Below are 25,517 nucleotides of genomic sequence, written 5' to 3'. Positions count from 1 at the left end.
AAAAACATAACATGTCAAGCGAAGTGAATAGCGATCTCGTTTTCAAGGCACTGGCTCATCCGCTGCGGCGTGCGATGCTGGATCAAATCAAGGACGAACCGAAAACGACGGGCAGTCTTTGCGAAGCGCATCCTACCATCGACCGGTGTACGGTGATGCAGCACTTGAAGGTATTGGAAGATGCTGATCTGGTGATCGTTAAGCGTGTAGGACGTGAGCGATGGAACTATCTCAATGCCTTACCCATCAAGGCCATTTCGGACCGGTGGATCAGCCAATATGCAGGCCACGCACTGAATGTGCTTGAACAGATGAAGAGCGACCTTGGGTGAAAGCTGGATGTAACCCGATGAAGACGGCGCTACTGGACCGCCTGCCCCACCATTGCGAGATCGTCGAGACCGGAAGCTAATCCTGGCGCTTCAAAAACCGTTCTAAAAGCTAAAGCCGAAGAACGACATCACCCGCACTATCTGGACATGCCGTTCAAGAGCCAGTTCCACGTCCTGTCGAAATACACATCGACAGACTGCCTGCTGTCGAATTCGGCACTACCCATCATTGCAGATGAGGTGGGCAGCGCGACCATACAGTGGATGAGATGGTTTGCGATCAAGATGGCATCACCTTCCACGATCACGCCCTCCCCCTGGGCAGCACCAACGGCATCAATGAGACGACCCATGATCGGGTCTGGCTGCGGTGGGATCGGGCCATTCTTCTCGAACACGACGGCTTCACTGAAGGTGATGCGCTTAAGCGCAATCAGGTCCGGCTCCATATTGATATGCAACAGTTCGCGCATCAGCGCCCGCAACCGCTCCAGCGCGTCGCCCTCCACCACCGGCAAGTCTTTCAGTCGTGCCATGGCCCGGCCATGCGCCTGCTCTACCACGGCCTCGAACAGGGCTACTTTCGAGGGGAAGCGGCGATAGACCGTATCCTTGCCTGCCCCGCACTGCGAAGCGACCTGCTCCATGGATGTGCCGGCAAAGCCTCGTGTCGCGAAGAGTGCCGTTGCCGCATCGATGATTCTTTCGGCTGCTGCGTTCTGCTCCCGCTTTGATGGGCGCCCCACCCTCGCCGTCATGTTCGTTTTTTCCGACACCAGATTTCCTCCGCACTTGCCGTCCCCGGCCTGTCTGAAGGCCACGGCCGGGATTGCCAACATAAAAGTTGACCTGTTTCTTCATATTAACTGGACAGGACGGTCCCGTTTGATTTATTCGCTCTAACAGATTTCTGAAGCTTCGACCACGGGGGCAATTCGTGAAGCACGGTCTTTCCTTAAAAAACATTCTGATGACGACGACATTTCTGGTGGCCGCCAACCATGCCGCTGCCCAGGAACAGAGCACGCGATTGGAAACCATCGTCGTCAAGGGCAATGCCGAGACAACTGGAACATCCGCACGGATCGCGGCCAAGTCGACGCGATCGGCAACAAAGACCGCCACGCCCGTGATGGAGACGCCGCAGTCTGTCACAACGGTAACGCGCAAGCAGATCGATGACCAGAATCCGCAAACGATAAGCGAGGCTCTGCGCTATACGGCCGGCGTGCTGTCGGACCGGGATTCGAATTCGCGCTACGATTCCGTGTTTCTACGCGGCTTCGGCGCATTTGGCACAGCGACCAGTTACGTCAACTATCTTGATGGCCTCAAGCTTCAGCGCGGTCAGGCCTTTGCGACACCTTCCATCGATCCGTTCCTTCTTGACCATGTCGATGTGCTGAAGGGACCGGCAGCCCTTCTTTATGGTCAAGTCAGCCCGGGTGGTCTCGTCAATCAGGTCAGTCGGGAGCCATCGAATGTGCAGTCGAACGAGGTCAGGCTTGAGGTCGGAACCGATGGCAGGGTCCAGAGCGGTCTTTATTCGACCGGCCCGATCACGTCCGACGGAACCTTGCAATATGGCATAGGCGTCGTCGGCCGCTCCTCCGGCACACGCTATGACGACGTCGATGAAAAGCGTCTGGGTATTGCGCCGTCGCTGAAGTGGCAGCCGGACGAGGATACCTCACTTGTCATTTCCGGTTACTACCAGCGCGACCCGGAAGGCGGTTATTTCAACTCGCTTTATCCGAAGTTTCTGGCGCCAGCAGGCTACGCCGGTTTCCTCAGTCGTAATCTCAATGTAGGCGATCCAAATTACGACGCCTTCGAACGCACCCAGTATGGCATCGGTTACAAGTTTGAGCACAGCTTCGATGAGCAGGTGACGGTACGTTCCAACTTCCGATATTCCGGCGTGGACACCGACATGCAGTCACTCCAGATGAACGGTCCCATGTCTGCGGCCGGCCTCATACCGCGTTGGGCGGTGCATTCTATCGAGGATGCAAGAGGCTTTTCGTTCGATAACCAGGCGGAGTTCAAGTTCGACACCGGCGCCGTGCGCCATACGCTTCTTGCGGGTCTCGACATTCAGCACTCCAGCAGCAGTTGGGAATATCTGCTGGGCGGAGCAACGTCGCTCAATGTCACCAACCCCGTCTATGGTGGCACCGCCGGTCCGTTCATGACCGCGATTAACAACGACCAGTCCCTTCGCCAGACGGGCATCTATCTACAGGATCAGATCGAGATCGGCGGTCTGCGCGGCGTGTTCGGCGTGCGCCAGGACTGGGCCAATCAGGATACCGATAACCTTCTTGCCGGAACTTCGACTGAACGCTCAGATAGCGCAACGAGCTACCGCGCCGGCCTTCTGTATCTGTTCGATAACGGCATGGCTCCTTACGTCAGTTATTCCACGTCATTCGAACCCTCCACCAGCGTGGACGCCACCGGCAGCCCGTTCAAGCCGACGGAAGCACAGCAATATGAGGTGGGCATCAAGTATCAGCCTTCGGGGCTGGATGCCGTCTTCACGCTCTCCGCCTTCGATATCCGCCAGCAAAATGTCGTTTATTACAACGCCTCATCAGGCTTCAACGAACAGCAGGGGGAGATCCACTCGCGCGGGCTGGAATTCGAGGCACGCGGGAACCTGACGCGCAATCTGGAGCTCATCGCCGCGATTTCCCTGCTCGATACGGAAGTCTCCGAATCCGGCATCACGTCGGTCATCGGCAATCGCCCGCAGGCCGTGCCGCGCTACTATGGTTCTCTCTGGGCGAACTACACCGTCGATTCCGGCGCGCTGGAAGGATTGAGCATCGGCGGTGGGATACGTTTCGTCGGATCAAGCTACAGTAACGACACCAATACGGTGAAGGCCGATGGCTACACGCTGCTCGATGCGGCACTCGGTTATGATTTCGGCGCAAAGAATCCGAACCTCAAGGGCCTGCAGGCGACATTGAACGTGACCAACCTCCTGGACAAGGAATATTACTCATCCTGCAGTTCCACATATTATTGCCAGTACGGAAACGGTCGCACGGTGCTGGCCGGCCTCAGATACAAGTGGTGACGTGGCTGTGACCTTCACACGACGACACTTTTGCATGTCCGTCGCAGCGGCAGGGCTCGTCTCTGGCATCCGCCCGGCCCAGGCACAACCAATTTCCGTGACGGATATGGCAGGGCGGGAGGTTCTCCTCCCCGCCCTGCCGAAAAGGATCGTTCTGCTGGAGGCGCATGACCTGCTGACGATGTCGCTCCTGCATCCCGACCCGGCTTCGCTGGTCGTGGGCTGGGCTGCAATCGACCGCCTCGACAGCGAGGTGCTGCAAACGCGCTTGCTGAACGGTCATGCGATCAGCATGGTCGGCAGGCTTAGCCCGGATACGCTCTCGTTGGAGGGATTGATCGGCCTCTCCCCGGACCTGATCGTCACGACGGCCTTCATGACGCCCCAAGGCAAGGACGATGGCCTGCTGCAAAAGCTGACGGAGTTCGGTATCCCCGTGGTGTTCAGCGATGCCTCCTCCAACGCAACGGACGGCGAGCCGCTGGTTGGTCAGGTGGATGCAATGAAAGCCTCTCTTCGCATGTGGGGAGGGCTTCTCGGCGCAGCGGAAAAGGCAGAAACCTTCATCTCCTTCTTCGAGCGGGAACTGGCCGGAATTGCTACACGCGTTTCAGGTCAAAAGCCGGTGACGACCTATCTGGAGGTCCAGTCCACGCTCGACGACTGCTGCTGGGCGGCGGGTCGAAAGGTATGGGGCGAATTACTGGCGCTTGCCGGCGGCCAGCCCCTTCCCGGTGTGACCGCACCGTGGTTCGAGAAGCTCTCCCTCGAATATCTTCTTGCGACACCACAGGATGTCTATATCGCCTCCGGCGGAGGCTGGACTTCGGGTGGCCGCCCGCCCATCGGGCCAGGAATCGACCCCGAACTTGGCCGGCAGGGATTACAGCGCCTGATCGAAGGCCGGCCGAGTTTTGAACACCTGCCGAGTGTTCGTGCGAAGCGCGTTTATGGGATCTGGACCGGGTTGATCACCAATCTGCCACTCAACATCCTGTTCGTCGCCCAGACTGCCAAATGGCTGCACCCGGAACAATGCGCCGATCTCGATCCGACCATCATTCTCGACACGATCAATCGCGACTTCGCGGCGTTTCCCCTGGAGGGACCGCTGTGGGCGTCGATCTGAGACAGGGAACCACGTCCGATGCCAGTAACAAACAACAAGCGATACCGCGCCAACGCCGCCGTGCGCTTTGAAAATATCAGCGATTATATCGAGCCGATTGTCGATGCGATTGCCACTCACGATATGGCAGTCGAGGAGGTCGAAGGCGTTCATCACATTCGCTCCCCCTTCGGTGACGCTACGTTCGAACCGACCCCAAGCGGTTTCCGACTGACGGCGGAAGCGTCCGATCCCGGTGGGCTGAACCGGCTGAAACATGCTCTTGTCGGGCCGATCGGTTTCATCGCTGCCCGCGAAAATCTCGATATTCAATGGGAAGGCGACCATGCGGAACCGGCCCTGCCCGACGATCTGCGCATTCTGCGGGTGCAGACCATCGAGTACCTGTCGCCCCGCTTTCGCAGGATCGTCTTCAAGGGGGAGAACCTCGAACGTTACGACCGGAAAGACCAGCTTCACTGTCGTCTCATTTTCCAGCCACGCAACATCGCCGAACCACGCTGGCCGATGCTCGACCACCGCGGCCATGTCGTCTGGCCGGACGATGCCGCGGTTGCGACGCGAGTCTACACGATCCGTTTCATCGACACGGCGAGGCAGGAGATCACCATCGATTTCGCCCTGCATGCCAACCCCGGCCCCGCCACGCAATGGGCAATGGACGCAAAGCCGGGGGACATCGCGGGCATTCTCGGCCCTGCCGCCAATGGCATCAAAGATGCGGAGTTCTACGTTCTAGCGGGCGACGAGACCGCATTGCCGGGCGTTGCAAGGATTCTCCAACACCTGCCCACGACAGCGACCGGCCATGCCTTCATAGAAATCGACACGTCAGTCGGCGAACTGCCACTTTCCTTTCCACCCGGCATCGTGATCACGTGGTTGCATCGCAACGGCAAGGCCGCAGGCACGACAACTTTGCTTCAGGACGCATTGCACACTGTTCATTGGCCGGAAAACATGACGAACGCCTTCTTCTGGGGTGGATGCGAACACAAGGCGTTCAGCGCAATTCACCGCCACTTAAAGAAGGAAATCCAGCTACCCCGCGACCGCTTCGTGCTCTACTCGCACTGGCACAGGTCACTCAGCGAGGAAGACATCATCGCCAGAGGCGCCGATGCTTATTTGCCTCAGTGATGGAAAGTACAGCGTTCGAGCGCGCGCAGTTTGACGGATCGCGGAAGATACATGACCAAGCGATCTGAGGTGTTGATACGATTGGACCAACCAATGCCTATACGCCTGGATTCGTTTCATGCCAGGCGACACCGACCTTGCCGAAGTGCCGCAATCGGTCCTGATCCAGTTAGCGCATCATCTGAACGACACGCCGAGAAAATGTCTGGTCTACAAAACACCGAGGTGTTCATGGCCCATCTGCAAGCAAGGCGCTGATCCCCCACCCTCTAACATGGGCATGATGCACTTGGAGTAGTTTCTCCAAACAGGCCGCTTTTGGCCCATTGCGGACATTGCGAGCTCCGAAGACCTGTCGTTGGAACGCAGACGCCTGCGAAAGCGCAGGATCAAACGGGCAGCATAGTATCTGGCTTAACATCAGCAACGGAAGCATAGGTATGTGTCTCTCTCACGCCGGGCAGCGGGAGAATCACCCTTTGAAGGAAATCCTGAAACAGAGACATGTCGCCTATCCTCGCCTTCACTAAATAGTCGAAGCCGCCCACAACCATATGGCACTCCAAAACCTCGGGGGCCTTCGCTACCGCCTCGGCAAAACGGTCGAAAACGTGAGGGGCTGTCTGATCAAGTCGAACTTGAATAAAAACCAGAGTTCCGCGACCGATCTTTTGCGGATTGAGAACAGCCCTTACTGCCGTTATGAAGCCTTCCCGGAAAAGACGTTTGACGCGCTGACTGGTGCCAGTGGGGGATAGTCCAACCTGCTGCGCAAGATCAAGGGTCGTTCGGCGGCCATCCTCCTGAAGCAACCGAAGAAGACTGCGGTCAACCTTATCAAGATTTGACACTTCATCATTCACGCTTTCAACTCCATAATTGTTTGATTATCACTCATATGAACGTAAATTAGCATATTTAATCGCGCCATACCTCGCAATATTCTGTGCATCATCAGAGGCACGGAGTTAAGCGCTAGCATCCTCCTCACGCCCAAACGAATGGACAGATGGAGGATTTAATGCCGACGATTTCCAAGTTGGAAAGCCGCAGCATGAAGCTTGCCCTCGTTGCAGGGGCGATGATGGTGATCATCACTGCCATACAATTCGTCGCAGCCCGGTTCAGTTTGCGGGAGCATTTGACAGCCGCCGACATAGCGATCCTGCGCTACGCAGGTGCTAGCGTAGCCTTTCTCCCGATCATTTGGATGACCGGCCTTGCAAAGTTGAAAATTCTTGGCTTGCGGCGGGCGGCGATCCTGACTTTGCTCGTAGGGTTGCCTTATCCACTTTTGATCAACTGGGGTTTGAGTTACGCCCCCGCTGCCCATGCTGCCGCCATCTGCCCAGCCTCGATCGTATTCTTCTCGTTTGCGCTGTCCCGCATCGTTTTCAAAGATCGGGTTTCAAATTTGCGGCTGGTCGGGATCGCGACGATCATGGTGGGGTTATTGATCTTCGTCTTTCACCAGGAGACAGGAACAGTCGAAACCCTATTCGGTGACTTGCTGTTTGCCGGATCGGGCGTCATGTTTTCCGCCTATGCTGTCCTCGTGCGGCGGTGGGCTGTCGACCCCGTCACGGCCACTGCCGCAATCGTCCTGCTTTCTTGCCTGCTGGTTCCGCTCTTGGCTATCTACGCGCGGAGCGGATTGAGCGCGGCGTCAGCCTCAGAAATCGGCGCGCAGATCGTGATACAGGGCTTCCTCGCCGGTGCGGCAGCCATGTTCCTGTACACCTATGCGGTCAGCCATTTGGGACCGCAGATTGCCTCCCTGTTTATGCCCTGCGTACCAATCGCTACGGCCGTGACGGGTATGATGGTACTGGGGGAAGTTCCGGCATCAGCCCAATTTCTGGCCATCGCTATCATGACGGCAGGCATGATTCTTCCCGCACTGCAAAGGTCGTGACATGCCGCTAAACGCCCGATAACGACCCAGACGATTTTTTGATTTTGCGGCGTAGCGTATATCAAGTCCCGCCGTAGTCATATGACTGCAATTGGCGCGAGAGAGACCATCGGCTAGTGCCGATGGTCACGAGCCGATAGCTATAGCTCAATCTGCTCCGCAATTCTAAGGGCGTCGTCGACTTCGACGCCAAGGTAACGGACGGTGCTTTCAAGCTTGGTATGGCCGAGCAAAATCTGGACGGCTCGAAGGTTGCCCGTCTTCTTGTAAATCTGCGCTGCCTTGGTTCGCCTCATGGAGTGGGTGCCATAGGCATTAGCGTCAAGCCCGACGGATGCGACCCAGCGGTGGACAATCCGAGCATATTGCCTCGTGGACAAATGATGCGACATCTTCCTACGGCTTGGAAATAGATAGCTGCCGCCATTCCTCCGAACGAAAGGGAGCCACGCCACGAGCGCGATCTTGGTCTGTTCGGTGACCTCGAACTGCACGGGCCGCTTCGTCTTCTTTTGGATAATGGTGGCTCGATCTCGGATCGAACTACCGGACCATAAGTCCTCAACCTTCAGCTTGACGAGGTCACAAGCGCGAAGCTTGCTGTCGATGGCAAGGTTGAAGAGCGCCAGTTCCCGGATCGCGCCGCTCATCTCTAGTCGAACACGGATCGACCATGCGTTCTTCGGCTGTAGTGGGCGCTTCTGCCCCACCAGGATTCCCTTGTTCCATGGATATCGGTTACGCAGTACGGCGGTGTCCATGCCAAAGCCTCCGCCACTCCTCCCACCGCGTCGCCTCCGTCAGGCAGACGGACTATAGCACGCTTGTCGGTGTGTGGCCTAAAGCGGACATTCGGGCTTCGCAACGGGACTTTAGCTAATCTCCTACATCACATAACGCGATCCGCGTATAAGCCCATTCCTCCGCCATCAGGTCGATAAAACGTCGAACTTTCGCCGACAGGTAGCGCTTGCTTGGATAGACCACGATAATCGGGATCGTTTGTGTTTCGAACGCTGTCAGTACCGGTTCAAGGCGTCTGTCAGCGACTGCATCGTTAACCAGAAAGCTGGGAAGATAGGCCACTCCCATCCCGGCAATAGCGGCATCGCGTATCGCTTCGCCGCTATCGAGGCGGAGTCGGCCGCCTCCGCCAACCGTGGACCAAGTGCCATCAATCTCTCGCAACCGCCATGGCTGTTTGCGTGATCCGCTTTTGAAAGACAGGCAGTCGTGCGATGCCAGGTCGTCAGGAAGTTCCGCCCGGCCGCGCCTGTCGAGATAGGCAGGTGACGCACATATGATGCTCTTGTGCTCGGCGACGACCCGAGAAATCAGCCGCGTGTCCGTTCCGCTGGTCCCGATCCGAACTGCCAGATCCAAACCGTCTTCCACCATATTGGCAATACGGTCGCTGAAGTTCACGTCGACCTGCAGATCGGGCCACTCTTTCATGTACCGATGCAGCAAGGGAAGGACGTGCGTGCGCCCGAAACCTTCCGGCACTGTCAGCCGTAACAGGCCCGTGGGTATTGCGCTTTTCTGCCCGACGCTGGCTTCTGTTTCTTCCAGCAGGCTGACGACTCGCGAGCAATGCTCGTAAAACACACGGCCATCGTCCGTGACACTCAGCTTGCGTGTCGATCGATAGAGAAGACGGACCCCGAGGCGGGTTTCCAGCCGCGTGACTGCCTTGCCGACGGCCGACCGCGTTAAGCCAATCGCCTGCCCACCGCCGCTGAAGCTTCCGGCATCGACGACGGCGATGAATGCAAATATCTCGTCCAGATTTGTACGCATAGCTCTGATTGCCGCTGTTGCCCGTCACCAGAGACGGGAACATCATTCCTCAATCATTCAGTTATGGTGAATTCTGATCCCGCGTCAAGTCGATGCCGGACATCCACCAATGAATGAGGTCCACAATGCCAATCACTCCCGCCGTCCAGCAGCGCATCGACGCCTGGAACGCAGCGTCCTCGTCTTTCGGTCCCCTGTTGATGGGGCAGCGGGGGGACTGGGCCGTCGAGAGAGAAAAATATGACGCGGTGCTCGCTCAGCACCCGACGCCGGACGGCGTGTCGATCAGCCAGATCGATATGGGCGGGGTCGCAGCCACGCTGGTCACGCCCGAGGATGCAGAAGAAGGCAGAGTTTTGCTGTACATCCATGGCGGCGGTTACATCGGGGGAAGTCCTAGGGCCTACCACGGTCTCGCCGGACATTACGCAAAGCTTTTAAAAGCCGTGGTCTACATGCCGGATTATCGTCTCGCACCGGAACATCCTTTCCCAGCCGCAATCGATGATACGCTTGCATCTTACAAATGGCTGCTCGACAATGGGCATGACTCCAGATCGATTGCATTCTCCGGAGATTCAGCCGGTGGCGCAATGGTCGTGTCGGTGATGGTCGCTGCCCGCAATGCCGGACTTGCGCTTCCAGCGGCTGGCGTTGCAATCTCTCCCTGGGCCAATCTCGAGCATTCGGGGTCGTCTATGACTACGCGCGACGGGATCGATCCCACTGTCAGTCTTGCCGGACTCGACCTGATGGCAAAGGCCTTTCTCAACGGCGCTCTAAAAAACAACCCGGATGCGTCACCCGTGTTCGCGGATGTGCGCGGACTGCCACCGATCCTGGTCCAGATCGGTGAGAGTGAGGTGATGCTCAGTGATGCGATACGACTCGCCACGCATCTCGCCGAAAACCGCGTCCGCGTTTCTCTGGAAGTCTGGCCCGGCATGTTTCATGTCTGGCATATGTTCGCGGCCATTCTGCCGGAAGGAATGCAAGCCCTGAAAGGTGCGGCGGTCTTTCTGCAAGGCGCACTGAGCGCAGACGCTGCGCAAAAGTTTTAAAGTTGGAAGGGTCACGGGCTGGAGCTTTGGCTCCGGCCCGAACCACGCGCACGGATGGTGACCAGAATGTCGCCTTTTGGCGCAAAGCAGAAGTGACATCATAAAACGATTGAGCAAGCTAAAGCCGAAGGGGCATTCTATCATCCGCCTCCTCCCTTCCCTTGCAACCGGAGAGCCGGTTCGGTCGGGGGCTGATCCTATGAGCGAGATCCAGCCTTCAAAACCGGGTCACCTCTCAGTGCAAGTCAACACACCGGTAAGCAAGAGCGTTACCGGTCGAGAAAATCGGCATTGATGCGGGTCTGAAGGTTGAGCGCGTCGGTCACGAATTTCAGGACAATCGCCCGTTCGTCCGGCGAATATCCTTCCAACAGCGAGACCCCCTCGCGATGGATCGGCCCATAAGCTTCGTCGACCATGACCTGCATCCTGTGTGTCGGCCAGATCATCACCTTTCGACGGTCATTCGGATCGGGCTTGCGCGACAGCAGACCGCGAGCTTCCAGTCTGTCGAGCAACGCGGTAATCGAGCCTGGCGTCAGCCCTGTCTCATCGGCGATGGCGCGCGCTGTCTGCGGAGCGAACGCGATCAGGCCGAGACAACGGCACTCGGGGCTGCTTAAGCCATGAATACGGCCGAACGCCTCATCGAAGTCCTGCCTTGCATCCTGCCAGCGCATGATCGTGTGTCCGATCGCGCCAATGACATCCTCGTCCGCATCGCTTGACATTTAGTTTGTCTTTCATATGGTTTGATAAACAAATAATTAGGATATCTAACATCATGAGCATTCCCCAATCGAATGCAAGGGGTACCCTCGGAAATATCGCAATCTGTGGCGCTGGCATCGGTGGCCTCGTTCTGGCGATCCGATTAGCTGAACAGGGCTTTCGGCCCACGGTCTTCGAGCGACGTAAAGACGCGGAAATATGCAACGAAGGAGCATTCCTTACTCTGGCGCCGAACGGCATGAACGGGTTGAAGGCGGTCGGCTGCTATGATGCGGTACGCCGCACCGGGGCCGAGACGACAGGCATCGAATTCTGCAGCGCGAGAGGCGTCCGCCTCGGCAGCGCCGATCAGACTGATCACGAGAGCGTCTTCGGCGCGCCCAGCATCACTATTGGCCGGGGAGAACTGGCGAAGCTTCTCCTGGAGCGCGCGCGGTCGGCAAGCGTCGATTTGCGATTTGCGACAAGCTTGGCGACACTGACTTCAGATGCCAAGGGCGTCCGGCTGGTTTTTGCAGATGGCGTCGTCTTCCATGCGGATATCGTCGTGGGGGCCGACGGGTTGCGTTCGACCGTCCGCGCCCAAGCCTTTCCCGACTATCCAGCTCCTCACTTCACCGGGTTGATGGGCACAGGCGGCATAACGCGAACCAGTGTCGCCAGCACTGGCGGCTCGATGCGCATGACGTTCGGTGAGAAGGCGTTCTTCGGCTATCTGGTCGACGCACGGCAACAGGCTTTCTGGTTTACATCCTACAATGCGGATACGCCCGAGAACGGTGGGGTGTCTGATGGCAAGGCCTTTGCCGACCGTATCCGGCAGATGCACACCGGTGACCCCGAGCCAAATCGCACGATCCTCGCCGAGGTTGACAGCATAGACAGGGCATACCCCGTCTTCGATATGCCGGATTTGCCGGTCTGGTCACGGGGGCGCATCGTGCTGCTTGGTGACGCTGCCCATGCCGTTGGTCCTCATGCCGGTCAAGGCGCGTCGATGGCGATTGAGGACGCGCTCGTGCTCGAGGCGGCAGTGGAGCTTCAAGGGGATTTCCAGACAGCCTTTAGGCGCTACGAGAGCTTACGACGTCCCCGTGTCGCCAACGTTGTCAGACTGACTGCGCGGAACAGTTCGCAGAAGCGCACCCTGGGCCGGTGGCGAATGCTGATGCGCGACCTCTTGCTTCGTATCTTCATTCCGCTCGGGATCAGGAGTGGACGCAAGCTGTTTGCCTATCGGCCCGATCAGGCGCCGCTCAAGGCTCGGACAGGATCAGAAGACCGGCTGCGAGGTTCTTCATTCCAGTCTGGTTCGTCATAGCGACCGTCAATCTCTGGATCGGCGTGACGAAAGCCGGTTACTCCGTGCGCGAGGAATTGCCGATCCTCTTCGTCGCTTTCGCGGTTCCCGCGGCACTCGCCGGCGTGGTAATCTGACGACTTGCGCGGTAAGGACCTGAGAAACATGACCGAACAGCCCATTCAGCATCATCCCCTCCTGCGTCGCCGTGACGGCCACCACGCCCGGGTCACTTTCGAGGAACTGTTCTTCGATCTTGTCTATGTCTTCGCCGTCACGCAACTCAGCCACGAGCTGCTGCACAATCTGACCTTGACCGGCGTCGTTGAGACCCTGATCCTATGGTTTGCGGTCTGGCTCGGCTGGCAATATACCTGCTGGGTCACCAACTGGTTCGACCCCGAGACCCCCCGCATTCGCGGGCTGATCTTTGCCGTCATGCTGGCTGGCCTGATCATGGCCTCGGCAATCCCCGGCGCCTTTGGCGAACGGGCGCTCATCTTTGCGATTGCCTATGTCGCGATCCAGGTCGGCCGCACGGCCTATATTGTCTGGGAGCTGGGGCCTGATCATCCGCTTTCAGCCAATTACCGGCGTATGCTCGGCTGGGTCTCGATCTCTGCCGTCTTCTGGATCGCCGGCGCGTTCGCATCGCATGAAGCACGCATGGCGCTGTGGGCAATCGCGGTCGCCTGCGAATATATCGCACCGATGTTCGGCTTCTCGCTACCGGGCTTCGGCCGCTCGAAAACCAGTGACTGGACGATCGAAGGCGGGCATCTCGCCGAGCGCTGCCAGCTTTTCTGCATCGTCGCGCTTGGTGAAACGGTGCTGGCGACCGGCGCGACCATGGCCGGTGCCGAGACATGGGACATGGCCATCCTTTCGGCGCTGCTGGCGACGTTTCTGGGCACGCTCGCCATGTGGTGGCTGTATTTCGGGACATCGAGCAAGGACGCGACCGATGCCATTACCCATTCCGACGATCCCGGCCGGATCGGCGCATATTTTCACTACGTCCACGCCATTCTGGTGGGCGGGATTATCGCAACAGCAGTCGGAAATGATCTGGTGCTTGCGCATCCGCATGACGGGCTGAAGACGGCCTATGCCCTTATACTTTTGGGTGGACCGGCGCTCTATCTTCTCGGCAGCGCCATCTACAAAAAGGTGGTCTATGGCGTCCTGCCAGCTTCGCATATCACGGGCGTCGTCGTGCTTCTGGCCCTTATTCCGGTCGCGCGGAACACTGATCTACTGACCATGGGCTGGCTGACGACGATCGTCATGCTGGCAGCCGGCTTCTGGGAAGGGCGGCTGGTCCGCAGGCGGGAGGCAAGCAAGCCTCGAGAATTGACGCACTGAGGATTGGCGCGATGAAGCGCTTCCATGTTTTGCGCTTCAGGCAACCGGGCGAGGACGGGGGTACGTGGCGATAGTCGTAAGTCGGCGCCGTCGCCACTGCCATCGAACCCGGCGTCGTTGCCAAAGTCGTAGCATACCCCCGGCGGTGACAACCGTTGGGTCCGCTGCAGAATGGTGCCGATGCCAGCCAACCTGCCCCCAGTGCATCCTTCCGTTCCTGCAAACCGACTGCACCATCAAAGTCCGGGATCAAACACCTAGTTGGAGGAAAAGCGCTCGGGACGGAAGGTCGTCAACATCGGGTGTTCCGCCCCTGTTGCAATCTCGTAGGCCAGCAGCTCGCCCGTTATAAGACCAAGCGTTGCGCCGCTGTGGCTAAAGGCCACGTAATAACCGGGGATGGCCTTGATGGCTCCAATTACCGGCTCGCCGTCGCCCGGGATCGGTTTGCCACCAACGCCGATGGAAGCCACCTCGAGTTGCGGATTGCCCTCCATCACCTTGGCAGCCTCCACCAGAAGAGCCGCAACGACGCTCTCATCGATGTCATAGCTGCCGTCCACGCGAACTGTCACCCCCTCGTCGGCCGCCCAGTCGGCATCCAGTGAGAAGGTGCCGCCCGGCGCGGGGCGAACAGCGACACGTGGTGTATTGAGGACAGCGCGCAGGGGATGGGCTAGCGGCTTGGTCTGCACGAGAAGGGCGATCGGTGTTCCGTCGCCAATGACCTGCCCGCTTTCCGCAGCCATCTTCGGCACCGCCGGACCAGTCGCGAGCACGACAGCATCCGCCCGATGGAGGGAACCCTTTGCGGTTTCGGCGCCAACGGCACGACCGCCCTCGATCACGACCCGCGCGGCACCCTGGTCCGTCACCAGAATGCCCCCGAGTGCGGAAAATTCCTCCAGAAGCACGCCGATCAGCGTTGGCAGATCGACCCAGCCTTCGCCGGGATTAAAGATCGCACCCTGCGGGGTGATTGCGCGTGCGTCGAGACCGGGCGCGACACTGGCGACTTCGGCTGCGGAAAGCCGCAGTGCGTCATAGGCGAGCGAAACCTCGTGGCGATAAGCCGCGTCGATTTCGTTGCGCTCGTCATCCGCATCCCAGGTCAGTCCGCCATCGAAGCGCAGCCATTCCGCATCAAGGTTCTGAGCCGCGAGCGTGCGATAACGGTCGATGCCGGCCATGCGCAGCCGATGATAGGGTTCAGAGCGCATGCGCGCCGAGTTCAGCCAGGAGAGCGAGCGGCCGGAGGCACCGTTGGCGGGCGGGCCGTCATTGAGGATCGTGACCTTGATGCCGCGTCGCGCAAGCTGCACGCCAGTGGAAACGCCGAAGATACCGGCACCGATGATGACGGCCGAAAAGATGGTGTTGTCGGTCATGGGGTTGGCTTTCAATCAATTGTCATACGGATGGGGGATGCGGTCAGGGCTCTTCCCAGTGGCCGCTGGCGGCAGAGCGGAAAAGTGCGTCGATCGCCTTCATGTTCGCGATCGCATCGCCAAGCCCCGTCTCGAGCGGCTTGCCGGAGAGAACGGCCTCGGCAAATGCATCGACCTGTTCGCGATACTGGTCGACCGGCCCGATCGTAATTTCCTCGCGTCCGCCGCCGGCAAGATCGCGGCCATCGTCGAAGATAAGGACGGTCGGCTCATCGACCGGTGCATTGAAGGGAATGGGGATTTCCAGACGCCCGCGCGTTCCAAGCACCGTAACCTTCTGCGTGAGGGACAGTTGCGTGGAACAGGTAAAGGCAAGCTGCCTTCCCTCCGGAAACGCCAGCAGCCCGCTCGTCAGCCGGTCCGTGCCGAAGACGGGATCGCGCTCTATGAGCGCGATCGCCCGCACCGGTTCCGCGTCGAACAGGAAACGGGCCGTGTTGATGGCATAACAACCGACATCGAACAGACCGCCGCCGCCAATATCGGCCTGGTTGCGCACATTCCCGGGGTCGTCGAGATAATAGGAAAAGATCGTATGGATGGCTCTGACCTCGCCGAGGCGCCCCTCGGCGATCATCGCGCGCGCCTTCTTCCATTGCGGATGGTGGCGCACCATGAAGGCCTCCGCGACCGGCAGGCCCGCCGCCTTTTGTGCGGCCGCCAGTTCCATCGCCTGCGCAGCATCAAGCGCGATCGGCTTCTCGCAGAGCACGGGTTTGCCCTGCTCCAGCGCCTTGATCGTCAGCGGCACATGCAGGTGATTTGGCAAAGGGTTGTAGATCGCATCTATGTCCGGATCGGCAAGCAGATCCTCGTAGCTGCCATAGGATTTGGCGATGCCGAAGCGGGCCGCCATTTCCTTCGCCTTGGCGGCATCGCGCGAGGCGATTGCCGCAACGCGCCCCAGGCGGCTGGACTGGATGGCGGGAATGACCGCCTTGGCAGCAATGCCCGCGCAACCGAGCACGCCCCATCGTATCGTTCGTGTCATCTTTTTCTCCTCTCGACGCTCAGAGCACTTCCGCAAGGAAGCGCTGAAGGCGCGGGCTCTGCGGATTGTCGAATATCGCCTCCGGCGTGCCGGCTTCCACCACGCGCCCCTCGTCCATGAAGACGACCTGATCGGCGACCCGGCGGGCAAAGCCCATTTCATGCGTGACGACGACCATGGTCATGCCGCGCGTGCCGAGTTCTGCCATGAGGTTGAGCACGCCCTTGACCAATTCCGGATCAAGCGCGCTCGTCACCTCATCGAAGAGGATGACTTCCGGTTCCATCGCAAGCGCACGGGCAATGGCGACGCGCTGCTGCTGCCCGCCGGAAAGACCGCCGGGACGGTGATGCTGGCGGCTCGCGAGACCGACATCGGCAAGCCTTGCCTTGGCAATGCGCTCGGCCTCTGCTGCCGGCAGGCCCTTGATCTTCGTCAGCGACAGCATGACGTTTTCCAGCGCCGTGTGATCCGGAAAGAGGTTGAAATGCTGGAAGACCATGCCGACCCGGCGGCGCAGCGTTTCCGGCTTCATGGCAAGAATGCTTTCACCATCGATGAGAATATCGCCGCTCTTCGGCTCGACCAGACGGTTGAGCCCACGCAACAGGGTCGATTTGCCGGAACCGGACGGGCCGATGATGCAGGTGACGCTGCCCGGCTTCACCGAGAGGTCGACACCCTTCAGCACGTCGAGATCGCCATAGGCCATGCCGAGACGGCGCACGTCGAGGCTGCCGCCCTTGAAGGAGACACCGGTGGCGCGGGCTGCACTGTCGAGTTCGCTAACCTCCTCCAGCCCACTGGTGATGGTCGAGGGGCGCTGCTTGCCAATCCGCAGGCGATTGTCGATCGCATTGACGACATGGGTGAGCGGCACGGTGACGATGAGATAAAATACGCCCGCCAGCAGCAGCGGTGAAAGATTACCCGTCACCACCGCCTGATCCTGCCCTACGCGAAAAATCTCACGCTCGGAGGCCAGAAGCCCAAGGAAATAAACAAGGCTCGAGATCCTTGACGTTGCCAATGAACTGATTGACGAGGGCCGGCAGCACGCGGCGCACGCCCTGCGGCACGACGATAAGGCGCATGCCCTGGCCATAGCTCATCGACAGCGCCCGGCAGGCCTCCATCTGGCCGCGGTCTACGCTCTGGATACCAGAGCGGAAAATTTCGCCGATATAGGCGCCGGCAATCAGGCTGAGCGCCATAATGCCGAGTGGATAAGGCGACGGGCCAAAGAGTTCGCGGCCGATGCGGGCAAAGCCCTGACCGATCAGGAGGATCGTGACGATGGCCGGCAGGCCGCGGAAAATATCGGTATAAAGGCGGGCGGGGATGCGCAGCCAGGGCGAGCGGGAAATGCCCATGATGGCAAGCATCATGCCAATGGCGACGCCAAGCACCGTCGAGGTCGCAGCCAGGATCAGCGTATTCTTCAGGCCGACCGTAATCATGGTCGGCAGCACTTCGGCCATGGCATTCCAGTCGAGGAAGCTGCGGCGCAGGTTTTCAAGCCAGTTCATCAGGATATCCCTTGAAAGAAAGGCCGGTCCGACCGGTAAGGGCCGGACCGGAAGGCGGCATCACTGCTTGGGAAGATATGCCTGCGGCATCGGCGTGCCGGGGAACCATTTTTCGTGCAGCTTTTTCCAGGTGCCGTCCTGCATGGCCTCTTTCAGGCTCTTGTTGAGCGCCTCGCGCAATGCATCGTTACCCTTGCGGATGACGAAACCGGCCGGTGCATCGAAGCTCGGAATATTGACCGCGACCTTCAGCGCCGGGTAACGGGCGGAATAGTCCTTTGCCGCCTCGAAATCGAGGAAATGGGCATCGACCGTGCCGTTGTTAAGTGCGGAAACGGCAGAGTTGTTGTCTGGGAACTTCACGAGATCGGTGCCGGCAAAATTCTTTTCGGCATAGATTTCCTGAAGCGTGCCCTGCACGACGCCGAGACGCTTGCCCTTGAGACCCGCTGCATCGGTGATGCCGGCCTCCGGAGTAAGGACGCTCAGGAAACCTGCGAGATAACCATCGGAGAAATCAACAGTCTCCTTGCGCTTGGCCGTCGTGCCGATTGCGGCGGCTGCAACATCGAAACGGCCGTTCGCGACCGAGGGCATCAGGGCCGAGAATTCCTGGCCGGTGAAGACGACCTGCTCCTTCTTGAAGCCAAGGCGTCCGGCGACGTTCAGGAAAAGCTCGATGTCGAAACCGGTAAAGTTACCGTCGGCGGTGGTGAAGGCATAGGGTTTGGCATCGCCCATCGTACCGACACTTATGGTGGTGGGATCGATGAGGCCAAGCGGATTGTCGGCAAGCGCCGGCGTCGCCGCGCCGGCGAGGACACCGAGCGTGACCGCGATGGCGGTAGCGCGGATTTTGGCAAAGGGGGAAGTGAAGGCTTCGGTAAATCGCATTGGTTTCGTCTCCTCTGGTGTCGTTGTCTGCGATGTATTCAAGGCGCACGGGTCCCATCCGGACGGCGGCATGACCTCACACGCCCAGCCCATGCAGTTCGCATGTCGGAAGTCTTTTTTATATTTGAGACCGGTCTCAATCATAAAGAGACCGGTCTCTTTGCTTATTGGCAATTGTTATCTTCGCATTTGCCAGCCGTCAAGTTCTCTTGTAAGGCTACCGTTTATGGACAAGAGCCTACCTAAAACTACCTCCGTCACCGTGGCTGACGTCGCGCGCAGAGCCGGCGTCTCGAAGGCAACGGCTGCGCGCGTACTTGGCGGCTACGGAACTGTCAGCGACCGGGTGCGCGAGGCTGTCACAGCTGCTGCAAATTCCCTTGACTATCGCCCCAATGAGCTTGCCCGCAGCATGACGACGGGCCGTTCCGGCACGATCGGCGTTGTAGTGGGGGATATCGAGAACCCCTTCTTCAGCCTCGCCGTACGCGGCATCACGGATATCGCGCGGCAGGCAGGCTTTACCGCCATTCTCATCAATTCGGGTGAGGACGCGACAGCGGAGAAGGCGGCAATCCGTACATTGCTTGCCAAACGCGTCGATGGCCTGATTGTCTCCCCTGCCAAGGAGAACGATGTCGATCACCTCAGGGAAGCCATCCGCTCCGGCTTGCCACTCGCATTGCTCGACCGTTGCGGCGACGCTCTCGACGTAGACACTGTCATCGCCGACGACCAGAACGCCGCGGAAAGCATCACCCGCCAACTCATCGCGCTCGGCCACCACCGCATCGCCTATCTCACGGCCTGTGATACCTCAAACCACGTTTTCCGCACCCTCGCCGACATCGATACCGGCTCGGTGCGACGACGCATCGAAGGTTTTTTCCGCGCCGGTCAGGAGGCGGGTTTGCCGGCAATGAGCGATTGGGTGCGTGTCGGCGCGACAACACCTGATGCCACGCACCGCATTGTTAGAACCCTGCTCCAGGCGGACAACCGGCCAAGCGCCATCATCGCTTCGGACAGCGTCATCGGGCTCGAAGTGTTCAAAACGTGCCGGGCGATCGGGCTTGTTATCCCCGACGACCTCTCCCTTGTCTCGTTCCACGATGCGGACTGGACCAGCGTCACCTCTCCACCGGTGACGGTCATTCGCCAGCCGGTGTACCAGCTCGGCGAAGCGGCGGCGAAGCTGCTGATGGAACGGCTGAATGGCAACAGGACAGCCGCCCGCAATGTGGTGTTGCAAACAGAGATTGTTGCGCGCGCATCCATCGCAAGAGCACGATAGTCAAGCGGAACTGCGCAATGTCAGTGCCCCGTCTTATTCGGCGGCGTCATGGCTGTGCGACAAATTCCCGGGTCCAGCAAGTTGCAGGCAGAGCCAGAGTATTCAACATTATTGCAACCCGGAATGCGACAAACTGGTAGGTGAACTGTCCAAGGCTGCAGAGCTTTCCACGCAACTGAACGACATGCTGACGGGACTAAACGCACGCGAAAACGCTCTTCGTATCCTTATTCCTTGAGCCACGTGGCGTAGTCGGACACCAGCAGCCGGTACGGGTCAGCATCCTCCTCGATGCCGGAAAACCGGGTGACCCTCGGGTCTTCAAAGATGTTGTCGGTCGCGTCATCGTTCACGGTAGACACTTCCGCGACGAATACATCGCACGTCTCGGCCCAGAATGCGTGCCAGTCACCGGGCATCAACGTGACGCTTTCACCGGGCTGCAACCGCAGCCTTGCACCTGGCGGCAACGTCCTCTCGATGCCATCGCAAACCACCGATGTGCCCCTGTCGCGGTCACACAATCCATTACTTCCACCGAACAGCTCGACAACGAGCGTACCGCCGCCGCGATTGATGATGTCTTCGGTTTTCAGAATATGCGTATGGCTCGGCGTGATCTGATCAAGGCGCGAAATCATCGCCTTCTCGGCATAGAGCATTCCGCCGCCACGCTTCAGATCGGCCAGCCTGCCATTGCGGGAAGTGAACAGCAACAAACCGGTCTTTTCGAAGTCTCCCATGCCGAAATCGGTGATGTCCCAGCCGAGACCCGATCGCGTGATATTGGTGATCTCGCCCTCACGCGCCCGCATCTCGGCTGGCGTCCAGTTCGCAAACGGTGGCAGCACGTAGCCGAATGAGGCCATGAAGGTTTCTGCTTCACGCAGAATACGATTGATATCGCTTCTCAGCAGTTTGGTAGTCATTTTGAAGCGCCTTCGGCTTGATCTTAGTGCACGCCGATGCCGGCGGTCAGTCCGCCGTCAATGCGATGATCGGTCCCGGTGATGAAAGCCGCTTTAGCCGAGGCCAGAAAGGCGACTAGATCGGCCACCTCCTCCGGTTCGCCAATGCGGCCGAGCGGATGGGCGGCACCAAAGCGCTGGAATACAGCCTCGATATCGGCATCCGCACCTTCGAATGTGCGCGCAGCCAGTTCCAGTATCGGCGTACGCACCGAACCCGGACTGACAGAAACAACCCTGATCTTGTCGGCTGCGAAATCAAGCGCCATGGCGCGGGTCATGGAATGGATAGCACCCTTCGACGCTACGTAAGCCGAAACACCACTCTGGCAGGCATGTCCCTGAACGCTCGAAATGTTGACGATGACGCCGCCGCCACGCTTGCGCATCTCGGGAACGCCGAACTGTGCGGTAAGATGAATAGAGCCAACATTGACAGCCATGCAGTGCATGAATGTGTCGAAAGACGTCTCGGTCGCATCCCCATAGGGGTGAACTGCTGCCGAATTGACGATGATATCGATGCCACCGGCCAATTCTGCGGCCTTGCCGATAGAGATGCTCACGGCTGCGGGATCGGCAACGTCTGTCTCCAGCACCAGAACGTCGAGCTTTTCGGCGGCTGCAAGTCCTGTGAGCTCGGTATTGGCCGCAACGTCGATCCCAAGAGCGACGACGCGAGCCCCGCTGCGCGCAAGATTGAGCGTTACGGCGCGGCCAATACCGGTTGTTCCGGTCACAACAGCAATCTTGTCGGTAAAATCACCCACGATACCAGTCCCTTATTTGATTTTGGAATTTCGCGACACGGTGGCGTTCGGAATGAACACCAGACCCGCACTCAAATGCCGGTCCATATGATAGGAGAAGGCGATCCGATCCTTACTCCGCAATGCATCGATGATCGCCTGGTGTTCGCCGAATACGCCCTTCAAGGTCGAGCGTTTCGATTTACCCGCCATCATCAACCGCTGGATCACCGGCTTCAGCATGCCATAGGTTTCCGTCAGCGTCCGATTTCCGGCAGCCGTCAACTATGCTGTCGGTCCGCTCAGAGCCGTGACACTTTTTGGCAGCCGGCCGTCTTCTTTTTCAGCAAAGTCTAATTTTAAGCCTCGCGCAATCCTGGTCGATTTAAGTGCGATCGTTACACAACTGAGAAAAAGCGATGAAGACTGCCCCAACAGATTACCCGGAAGATATTCTTACCACCGCTTGGTTCGTCACCGCCAAGCATCAATGTCGGGGAGAAAAAGATACTATCAAAATCGTCGCGGATGCGATTTGGCAGGAACGTCTACGATGGATCAACGGGGAAGCAAATCTCGGCGACCAATCAGAAAACTCGCCATCGAATGGCGAAACATTGGCCGGATTAAGCATATCAGCGGGAGCTGATTGACAAATGTCCTGATCCGCACAATTAGTCTGGGTGTTTCAAGGGAACGAGCGACATATTTTAGCTCACACAAATTTCCCGAATATTTGCAGTCATTATTGTATTCATTTTCATCAAGCATGCCGCTTCCAGTTAACTGGAGCGGCTTTTGATAAAGTCCGGAAATGATATTTTGCCGGATGTCTAAATCAGTAATTTAACTTTGATTTTTGCAAATATCTTGAACATTGCTCTTCGAAGTCGCGTCTATACCTGTCTCGCAGCATGTGCTCGAGAGCCACCGACAGCTCATTGTTGTCAAAATATGCAGGGAACCCTGCGCGGCAGCGATGCGGTCTCCACAAACCTCGAACGGGCTATTCCACAACTTGGCGGTTATTACGGTTTGCTGTGTCAGCGTTTGTGATCTGTCGGCTGCATTTGGTACGAGCGGTGCATCAGGACATTTTCAAACACAAAAAGGGCTCCGAGTTTCCTCGGAGCCCTTTGATAATCTGGTAATTTTGGTTGCGGGGGCAGGATTTGAACCTGCGGCCTTCAGGTTATGAGCCTGACGAGCTACCGGGCTGCTCCACCCCGCGTTACCAGCGTAAATCCCTATGGGATTTATCGCGACTGCATCACAGGGAAGCTGTGATGCATACTGCCGGAGCAAATTGCCGAAGGCGATTTGTCTCCTGTAAGGGACGCACGGGGCGTTTTCCTTATGTTTTCATGTTCCGCAATGCAAAAAGGCCGCTTATGGCGGCCCTTTGTATCGGCTGGGCCGAGGTATGTGAATGAGAAGATTTATTGTTGCGTTTTGCAGACCTGGCAGCGACCTACTCTCCCGCGTCTTGAGACGAAGTACCATTGGCGCTGGGGCGTTTCACGGCCGTGTTCGGAAAGGGAACGGGTGCAGCCGCCCCGCGATAACCACCAGGTCGGCAAAACGCAACGATTTCCATTTATGAGATGGAAACAGTTTTCGAGAAGCTGGGAAGCTTGCGCTTCATTTAATTTAACACGTCTTTCTGCGACCGATCCGTATTCCACCTTTGCTCAAGGATGAGCGTGGCAGCCATACAGACCAGAGGTCGTCGCGCCCTGTGGCGCGGCCCGTCCGGAGCGCTATGCGCGTCAGGACAGAACAGATGATGTTCATCATCGATGAACATATTCAATGGGAACGAAGAAGTCGATCGAGCTATTAGTAACGGTAAGCTTCACATGTTGCCATGCTTCCACACCCGTCCTATCAACGTGGTCGTCTTCCACGGCTCTGATAGGGAACACTCGTTTTCAGGTTGGTTTCCCGCTTAGATGCCTTCAGCGGTTATCCATTCCGTATATAGCTACTCTGCTATGCCCTTGGCAGGACAACAGATCCACCAGAGATACGTCCATCCCGGTCCTCTCGTACTAGGGACAGATCCTGTCAATATTCCTACACCCACGGCAGATAGGGACCGAACTGTCTCACGACGTTCTGAACCCAACTCACGTACCGCTTTAAATGGCGAACAGCCATACCCTTGGGACCTGCTCCAGCCCCAGGATGCGATGAGTCGACATCGAGGTGCCAAACAACCCCGTCGATATGGACTCTTGGGGGTCATCAGCCTGTTATCCCCGGCGTACCTTTTATCCGTTGAGCGATGGCCCTTCCACACGGGACCACCGGATCACTATGACCGACTTTCGTCTCTGCTCGACTTGTCAGTCTCGCAGTCAGGCGGGCTTATGCCATTGCACTCGACGACCGATTTCCGACCGGTCTGAGCCCACCATCGCGCGCCTCCGTTACTCTTTCGGAGGCGACCGCCCCAGTCAAACTACCCACCATACACTGTCCCGGATCCGGATAACGGACCGCGGTTAGACATCCACGAAGATAAGGGTGGTATTTCAAGGATGGCTCCACACGAACTGGCGTCCATGCTTCAAAGCCTACCACCTATCCTACACATGCCTTGGCGAATGCCAGTGTAAAGCTATAGTAAAGGTGCACGGGGTCTTTCCGTCTGACCGCAGGAACCCCGCATCTTCACGGGGAATTCAATTTCACTGAGTCTATGTTGGAGACAGCGGGGAAGTCGTTACGCCATTCGTGCAGGTCGGAACTTACCCGACAAGGAATTTCGCTACCTTAGGACCGTTATAGTTACGGCCGCCGTTTACTGGGGCTTCAGTTCAGAGCTTGCACCCCTCCCTTTAACCTTCCAGCACCGGGCAGGCGTCAGACCCTATACGTCGTATTGCTACTTCGCAGAGCCCTGTGTTTTTGATAAACAGTCGCTACCCCCTGGTCTGTGCCACCCCATCATACTTGCGTAAAATGGGGTCACGCTTCTTCCGAAGTTACGCGTGCAATTTGCCGAGTTCCTTCAACATAGTTCTCTCAAGCGCCTTGGTATACTCTACCTGACCACCTGTGTCGGTTTCGGGTACGGTCTATACGGTGGAGCTATTTCCTGGAACCTCTTCGCCGCACATTCAATCCAGTAAGAATGTACAACACACGAGATCCGTCACTACCACCAGGCCCACGAATATTAACGTGGTTCCCATCGACTACGCGTGTCCGCCTCGTCTTAGGGGCCGGCTAACCCTGCTCAGATTAACTTTAAGCAGGAACCCTTGGTCTTTCGGCGAGGGAGTCTCTCACTCCCTTTATCGTTACTCATGTCAACATTCGCACTTCCGATATCTCCAGGGCCCCTCACAGGTACCCCTTCACAGACTTACGGAACGCTCCGCTACCACATGCCTTACGGCATATCCTCAGCTTCGGTGCATGGCTTTAGCCCCGTTACATTTTCGGCGCAAAGACCCTTATTTAGACCAGTGAGCTGTTACGCTTTCTTTAAATGATGGCTGCTTCTAAGCCAACATCCTGGTTGTTTTGGGATCCTCACATCCTTTCCCACTTAGCCATGACTTGGGGACCTTAGCTGGAGGTCAGGGTTGTTGCCCTCTTCACGACGGACGTTAGCACCCGCCGTGTGTCTGCCGACTAGTACTCCTCGGTATTCGGAGTTTGGTTAGGATCAGTAAGACGGTGAGTCCCCATAGCCCATCCAGTGCTCTACCCCCGAGGGTATTCGGTCGACGCTCTACCTAAATAGATTTCGCGGAGAACCAGCTATTTCC

General features: G+C 58.1%; 21 protein-coding genes, 1 tRNA gene, 2 rRNA genes and 3 pseudogenes (1 of these 27 cut by a window edge). 12 read left to right on the top strand and 15 right to left on the bottom strand.

The window, feature by feature from the left end:
* Window positions 1-11: 11 nt before the first annotated feature.
* Both RBH10_RS09595 and RBH10_RS24875 read left to right on the top strand, forming a co-directional pair.
* Window positions 12-332, top strand: coding sequence for a helix-turn-helix transcriptional regulator (locus RBH10_RS09595; RefSeq protein WP_281039694.1), 321 nt, complete (start codon window positions 12-14; stop codon window positions 330-332).
* Window positions 317-412, top strand: a pseudogene (locus RBH10_RS24875) (ATPase); the annotation flags it as partial. The gene RBH10_RS09595 and the pseudogene RBH10_RS24875, both read left to right, overlap by 16 nt.
* Window positions 413-469: 57 nt before the next feature.
* On the opposite strand, the gene RBH10_RS09590 reads toward RBH10_RS24875, so the two are convergent.
* Window positions 470-1,108, bottom strand: coding sequence for a TetR/AcrR family transcriptional regulator (locus RBH10_RS09590; RefSeq protein WP_306180547.1), 639 nt, complete (start codon window positions 1,106-1,108; stop codon window positions 470-472).
* Between the two features lie 194 nt (window positions 1,109-1,302).
* Between RBH10_RS09590 and RBH10_RS09585 the strand changes: the two genes are divergently transcribed.
* The 4 genes and pseudogenes from RBH10_RS09585 to RBH10_RS09570 all read left to right on the top strand — a co-directional run.
* Window positions 1,303-3,420: a TonB-dependent siderophore receptor gene (locus RBH10_RS09585; protein WP_281039692.1), complete on the top strand. Its 2,118-nt coding sequence runs from the start codon at window positions 1,303-1,305 to the stop codon at window positions 3,418-3,420.
* Window positions 3,421-3,454: 34 nt separating this feature from the next.
* Window positions 3,455-4,549: an ABC transporter substrate-binding protein gene (locus RBH10_RS09580; protein WP_281039691.1), complete on the top strand. Its 1,095-nt coding sequence runs from the start codon at window positions 3,455-3,457 to the stop codon at window positions 4,547-4,549.
* An 18-nt stretch (window positions 4,550-4,567) separates the two neighbouring features.
* Window positions 4,568-5,689 (top strand): siderophore-interacting protein, encoded by a 1,122-nt coding sequence (locus RBH10_RS09575; RefSeq protein ID WP_281039690.1) that lies wholly within the window; start codon window positions 4,568-4,570, stop codon window positions 5,687-5,689.
* 112 nt (window positions 5,690-5,801) lie between these two features.
* A pseudogene (locus RBH10_RS09570) lies at window positions 5,802-5,987 on the top strand (hypothetical protein); the annotation flags it as partial.
* 91 nt (window positions 5,988-6,078) lie between these two features.
* Here the strand turns inward: RBH10_RS09570 and RBH10_RS09565 are convergent.
* Window positions 6,079-6,552 carry an Lrp/AsnC family transcriptional regulator gene (locus RBH10_RS09565; protein ID WP_281039689.1) on the bottom strand — a complete coding sequence of 158 codons (474 nt, stop codon included), beginning with the start codon at window positions 6,550-6,552 and terminating at the stop codon, window positions 6,079-6,081.
* 158 nt (window positions 6,553-6,710) lie between these two features.
* Here RBH10_RS09565 and RBH10_RS09560 point away from each other — a divergent pair, with 158 nt between their 5' ends.
* A complete protein-coding gene (locus tag RBH10_RS09560; RefSeq protein ID WP_281039688.1) occupies window positions 6,711-7,604 on the top strand; it encodes a DMT family transporter in 894 nt (297 codons plus the stop codon).
* Window positions 7,605-7,744: 140 nt separating this feature from the next.
* Here RBH10_RS09560 and RBH10_RS09555 read toward each other — a convergent pair whose 3' ends face one another.
* Both RBH10_RS09555 and RBH10_RS09550 read right to left on the bottom strand, forming a co-directional pair.
* Window positions 7,745-8,365 (bottom strand): tyrosine-type recombinase/integrase, encoded by a 621-nt coding sequence (locus RBH10_RS09555; protein ID WP_045022767.1) that lies wholly within the window; start codon window positions 8,363-8,365, stop codon window positions 7,745-7,747.
* A 115-nt stretch (window positions 8,366-8,480) separates the two neighbouring features.
* Window positions 8,481-9,404: a LysR family transcriptional regulator gene (locus tag RBH10_RS09550; RefSeq protein WP_045022769.1), complete on the bottom strand. Its 924-nt coding sequence runs from the start codon at window positions 9,402-9,404 to the stop codon at window positions 8,481-8,483.
* Between the two features lie 125 nt (window positions 9,405-9,529).
* Here RBH10_RS09550 and RBH10_RS09545 point away from each other — a divergent pair, with 125 nt between their 5' ends.
* A complete protein-coding gene (locus RBH10_RS09545; protein ID WP_045022770.1) occupies window positions 9,530-10,465 on the top strand; it encodes an alpha/beta hydrolase in 936 nt (311 codons plus the stop codon).
* 269 nt (window positions 10,466-10,734) lie between these two features.
* Here RBH10_RS09545 and RBH10_RS09540 read toward each other — a convergent pair whose 3' ends face one another.
* Window positions 10,735-11,196, bottom strand: coding sequence for a MarR family winged helix-turn-helix transcriptional regulator (locus RBH10_RS09540; RefSeq protein ID WP_281039687.1), 462 nt, complete (start codon window positions 11,194-11,196; stop codon window positions 10,735-10,737).
* 53 nt (window positions 11,197-11,249) lie between these two features.
* Between RBH10_RS09540 and RBH10_RS09535 the strand changes: the two genes are divergently transcribed.
* Window positions 11,250-12,518 carry an NAD(P)/FAD-dependent oxidoreductase gene (locus RBH10_RS09535; RefSeq protein WP_281039686.1) on the top strand — a complete coding sequence of 423 codons (1,269 nt, stop codon included), beginning with the start codon at window positions 11,250-11,252 and terminating at the stop codon, window positions 12,516-12,518.
* 144 nt (window positions 12,519-12,662) lie between these two features.
* On the top strand, window positions 12,663-13,862 hold the full coding sequence (locus tag RBH10_RS09530; RefSeq protein WP_281039685.1) for a low temperature requirement protein A: 1,200 nt from the start codon (window positions 12,663-12,665) through the stop codon (window positions 13,860-13,862).
* A gap of 257 nt (window positions 13,863-14,119) precedes the next feature.
* On the opposite strand, the gene RBH10_RS09525 is transcribed toward RBH10_RS09530, so the two are convergent.
* The 4 genes and pseudogenes from RBH10_RS09525 to RBH10_RS09510 form a co-directional block, all read right to left on the bottom strand.
* Entirely contained in the window at window positions 14,120-15,250 is a 1,131-nt protein-coding gene (locus RBH10_RS09525; protein ID WP_281039684.1) for an FAD-binding oxidoreductase, read from the bottom strand.
* A 43-nt stretch (window positions 15,251-15,293) separates the two neighbouring features.
* A complete protein-coding gene (locus tag RBH10_RS09520; RefSeq protein ID WP_281039683.1) occupies window positions 15,294-16,301 on the bottom strand; it encodes a Gfo/Idh/MocA family protein in 1,008 nt (335 codons plus the stop codon).
* A 19-nt stretch (window positions 16,302-16,320) separates the two neighbouring features.
* Window positions 16,321-17,830: pseudogene (locus tag RBH10_RS09515) on the bottom strand (amino acid ABC transporter permease/ATP-binding protein).
* 60 nt (window positions 17,831-17,890) lie between these two features.
* On the bottom strand, window positions 17,891-18,724 hold the full coding sequence (locus RBH10_RS09510; RefSeq protein WP_281039682.1) for an ABC transporter substrate-binding protein: 834 nt from the start codon (window positions 18,722-18,724) through the stop codon (window positions 17,891-17,893).
* Between the two features lie 226 nt (window positions 18,725-18,950).
* Between RBH10_RS09510 and RBH10_RS09505 the strand changes: the two genes are divergently transcribed.
* Window positions 18,951-20,018 carry a LacI family DNA-binding transcriptional regulator gene (locus tag RBH10_RS09505; RefSeq protein WP_281039681.1) on the top strand — a complete coding sequence of 356 codons (1,068 nt, stop codon included), beginning with the start codon at window positions 18,951-18,953 and terminating at the stop codon, window positions 20,016-20,018.
* A 227-nt stretch (window positions 20,019-20,245) separates the two neighbouring features.
* On the opposite strand, the gene RBH10_RS09500 is transcribed toward RBH10_RS09505, so the two are convergent.
* From RBH10_RS09500 to RBH10_RS09490, 3 genes are read right to left on the bottom strand one after another with little or no spacing between them, the layout of a single operon-like run.
* Window positions 20,246-20,947, bottom strand: a complete 702-nt coding sequence (locus RBH10_RS09500) for a D-lyxose/D-mannose family sugar isomerase (RefSeq protein ID WP_306180541.1) — start codon at window positions 20,945-20,947, stop codon at window positions 20,246-20,248.
* Between the two features lie 23 nt (window positions 20,948-20,970).
* Window positions 20,971-21,756 (bottom strand): SDR family NAD(P)-dependent oxidoreductase, encoded by a 786-nt coding sequence (locus tag RBH10_RS09495; RefSeq protein ID WP_281039750.1) that lies wholly within the window; start codon window positions 21,754-21,756, stop codon window positions 20,971-20,973.
* A 12-nt stretch (window positions 21,757-21,768) separates the two neighbouring features.
* Entirely contained in the window at window positions 21,769-22,020 is a 252-nt protein-coding gene (locus RBH10_RS09490; protein ID WP_306180539.1) for an FCD domain-containing protein, read from the bottom strand.
* Between the two features lie 134 nt (window positions 22,021-22,154).
* Here RBH10_RS09490 and RBH10_RS09485 point away from each other — a divergent pair, with 134 nt between their 5' ends.
* Window positions 22,155-22,388 (top strand): hypothetical protein, encoded by a 234-nt coding sequence (locus RBH10_RS09485; RefSeq protein ID WP_045021331.1) that lies wholly within the window; start codon window positions 22,155-22,157, stop codon window positions 22,386-22,388.
* Window positions 22,389-22,889: 501 nt separating this feature from the next.
* Here RBH10_RS09485 and RBH10_RS09480 read toward each other — a convergent pair.
* From RBH10_RS09480 to RBH10_RS09470, 3 genes are all read right to left on the bottom strand, one after another.
* Window positions 22,890-22,966, bottom strand: a tRNA-Met gene (locus RBH10_RS09480).
* Window positions 22,967-23,193: 227 nt separating this feature from the next.
* Window positions 23,194-23,308 (bottom strand): 5S ribosomal RNA (rrf, locus tag RBH10_RS09475).
* A 245-nt stretch (window positions 23,309-23,553) separates the two neighbouring features.
* Window positions 23,554-25,517: ribosomal RNA gene (locus tag RBH10_RS09470) — 23S ribosomal RNA — on the bottom strand; it runs 834 nt beyond the window's last position.

Origin of the sequence: Rhizobium sp. AN73 (assembly GCF_030757975.1) — a bacterium.
In the GTDB taxonomy this organism is placed as follows: Bacteria; Pseudomonadota; Alphaproteobacteria; order Rhizobiales; family Rhizobiaceae; genus Agrobacterium; species Agrobacterium arsenijevicii.
This window is presented reverse-complemented; position numbering and strand designations above follow the sequence as displayed.

Bases quoted from the DNA above. Each gene is read 5' to 3' on its own strand.
- RBH10_RS09525 (WP_281039684.1), bottom strand. From the start codon at position 15,250: ATGACCGACAACACCATCTTTTCGGCCGTCATCATCGGTGCCGGTATC.
- RBH10_RS09545 (WP_045022770.1), top strand. From the start codon at position 9,530: ATGCCAATCACTCCCGCCGTCCAGCAGCGCATCGACGCCTGGAACGCA.
- RBH10_RS09520 (WP_281039683.1), bottom strand. From the start codon at position 16,301: ATGACACGAACGATACGATGGGGCGTGCTCGGTTGCGCGGGCATTGCT.
- RBH10_RS09580 (WP_281039691.1), top strand. From the start codon at position 3,455: ATGTCCGTCGCAGCGGCAGGGCTCGTCTCTGGCATCCGCCCGGCCCAG.
- RBH10_RS09560 (WP_281039688.1), top strand. From the start codon at position 6,711: ATGCCGACGATTTCCAAGTTGGAAAGCCGCAGCATGAAGCTTGCCCTC.
- RBH10_RS09595 (WP_281039694.1), top strand. From the start codon at position 12: ATGTCAAGCGAAGTGAATAGCGATCTCGTTTTCAAGGCACTGGCTCAT.
- RBH10_RS09575 (WP_281039690.1), top strand. From the start codon at position 4,568: ATGCCAGTAACAAACAACAAGCGATACCGCGCCAACGCCGCCGTGCGC.
- RBH10_RS09555 (WP_045022767.1), bottom strand. From the start codon at position 8,365: ATGGACACCGCCGTACTGCGTAACCGATATCCATGGAACAAGGGAATC.
- RBH10_RS09530 (WP_281039685.1), top strand. From the start codon at position 12,663: ATGACCGAACAGCCCATTCAGCATCATCCCCTCCTGCGTCGCCGTGAC.
- RBH10_RS09505 (WP_281039681.1), top strand. From the start codon at position 18,951: ATGGACAAGAGCCTACCTAAAACTACCTCCGTCACCGTGGCTGACGTC.
- RBH10_RS09510 (WP_281039682.1), bottom strand. From the start codon at position 18,724: ATGCGATTTACCGAAGCCTTCACTTCCCCCTTTGCCAAAATCCGCGCT.
- RBH10_RS09535 (WP_281039686.1), top strand. From the start codon at position 11,250: ATGAGCATTCCCCAATCGAATGCAAGGGGTACCCTCGGAAATATCGCA.
- RBH10_RS09540 (WP_281039687.1), bottom strand. From the start codon at position 11,196: ATGTCAAGCGATGCGGACGAGGATGTCATTGGCGCGATCGGACACACG.
- RBH10_RS09485 (WP_045021331.1), top strand. From the start codon at position 22,155: ATGAAGACTGCCCCAACAGATTACCCGGAAGATATTCTTACCACCGCT.
- RBH10_RS09500 (WP_306180541.1), bottom strand. From the start codon at position 20,947: ATGACTACCAAACTGCTGAGAAGCGATATCAATCGTATTCTGCGTGAA.
- RBH10_RS09550 (WP_045022769.1), bottom strand. From the start codon at position 9,404: ATGCGTACAAATCTGGACGAGATATTTGCATTCATCGCCGTCGTCGAT.
- RBH10_RS09585 (WP_281039692.1), top strand. From the start codon at position 1,303: ATGACGACGACATTTCTGGTGGCCGCCAACCATGCCGCTGCCCAGGAA.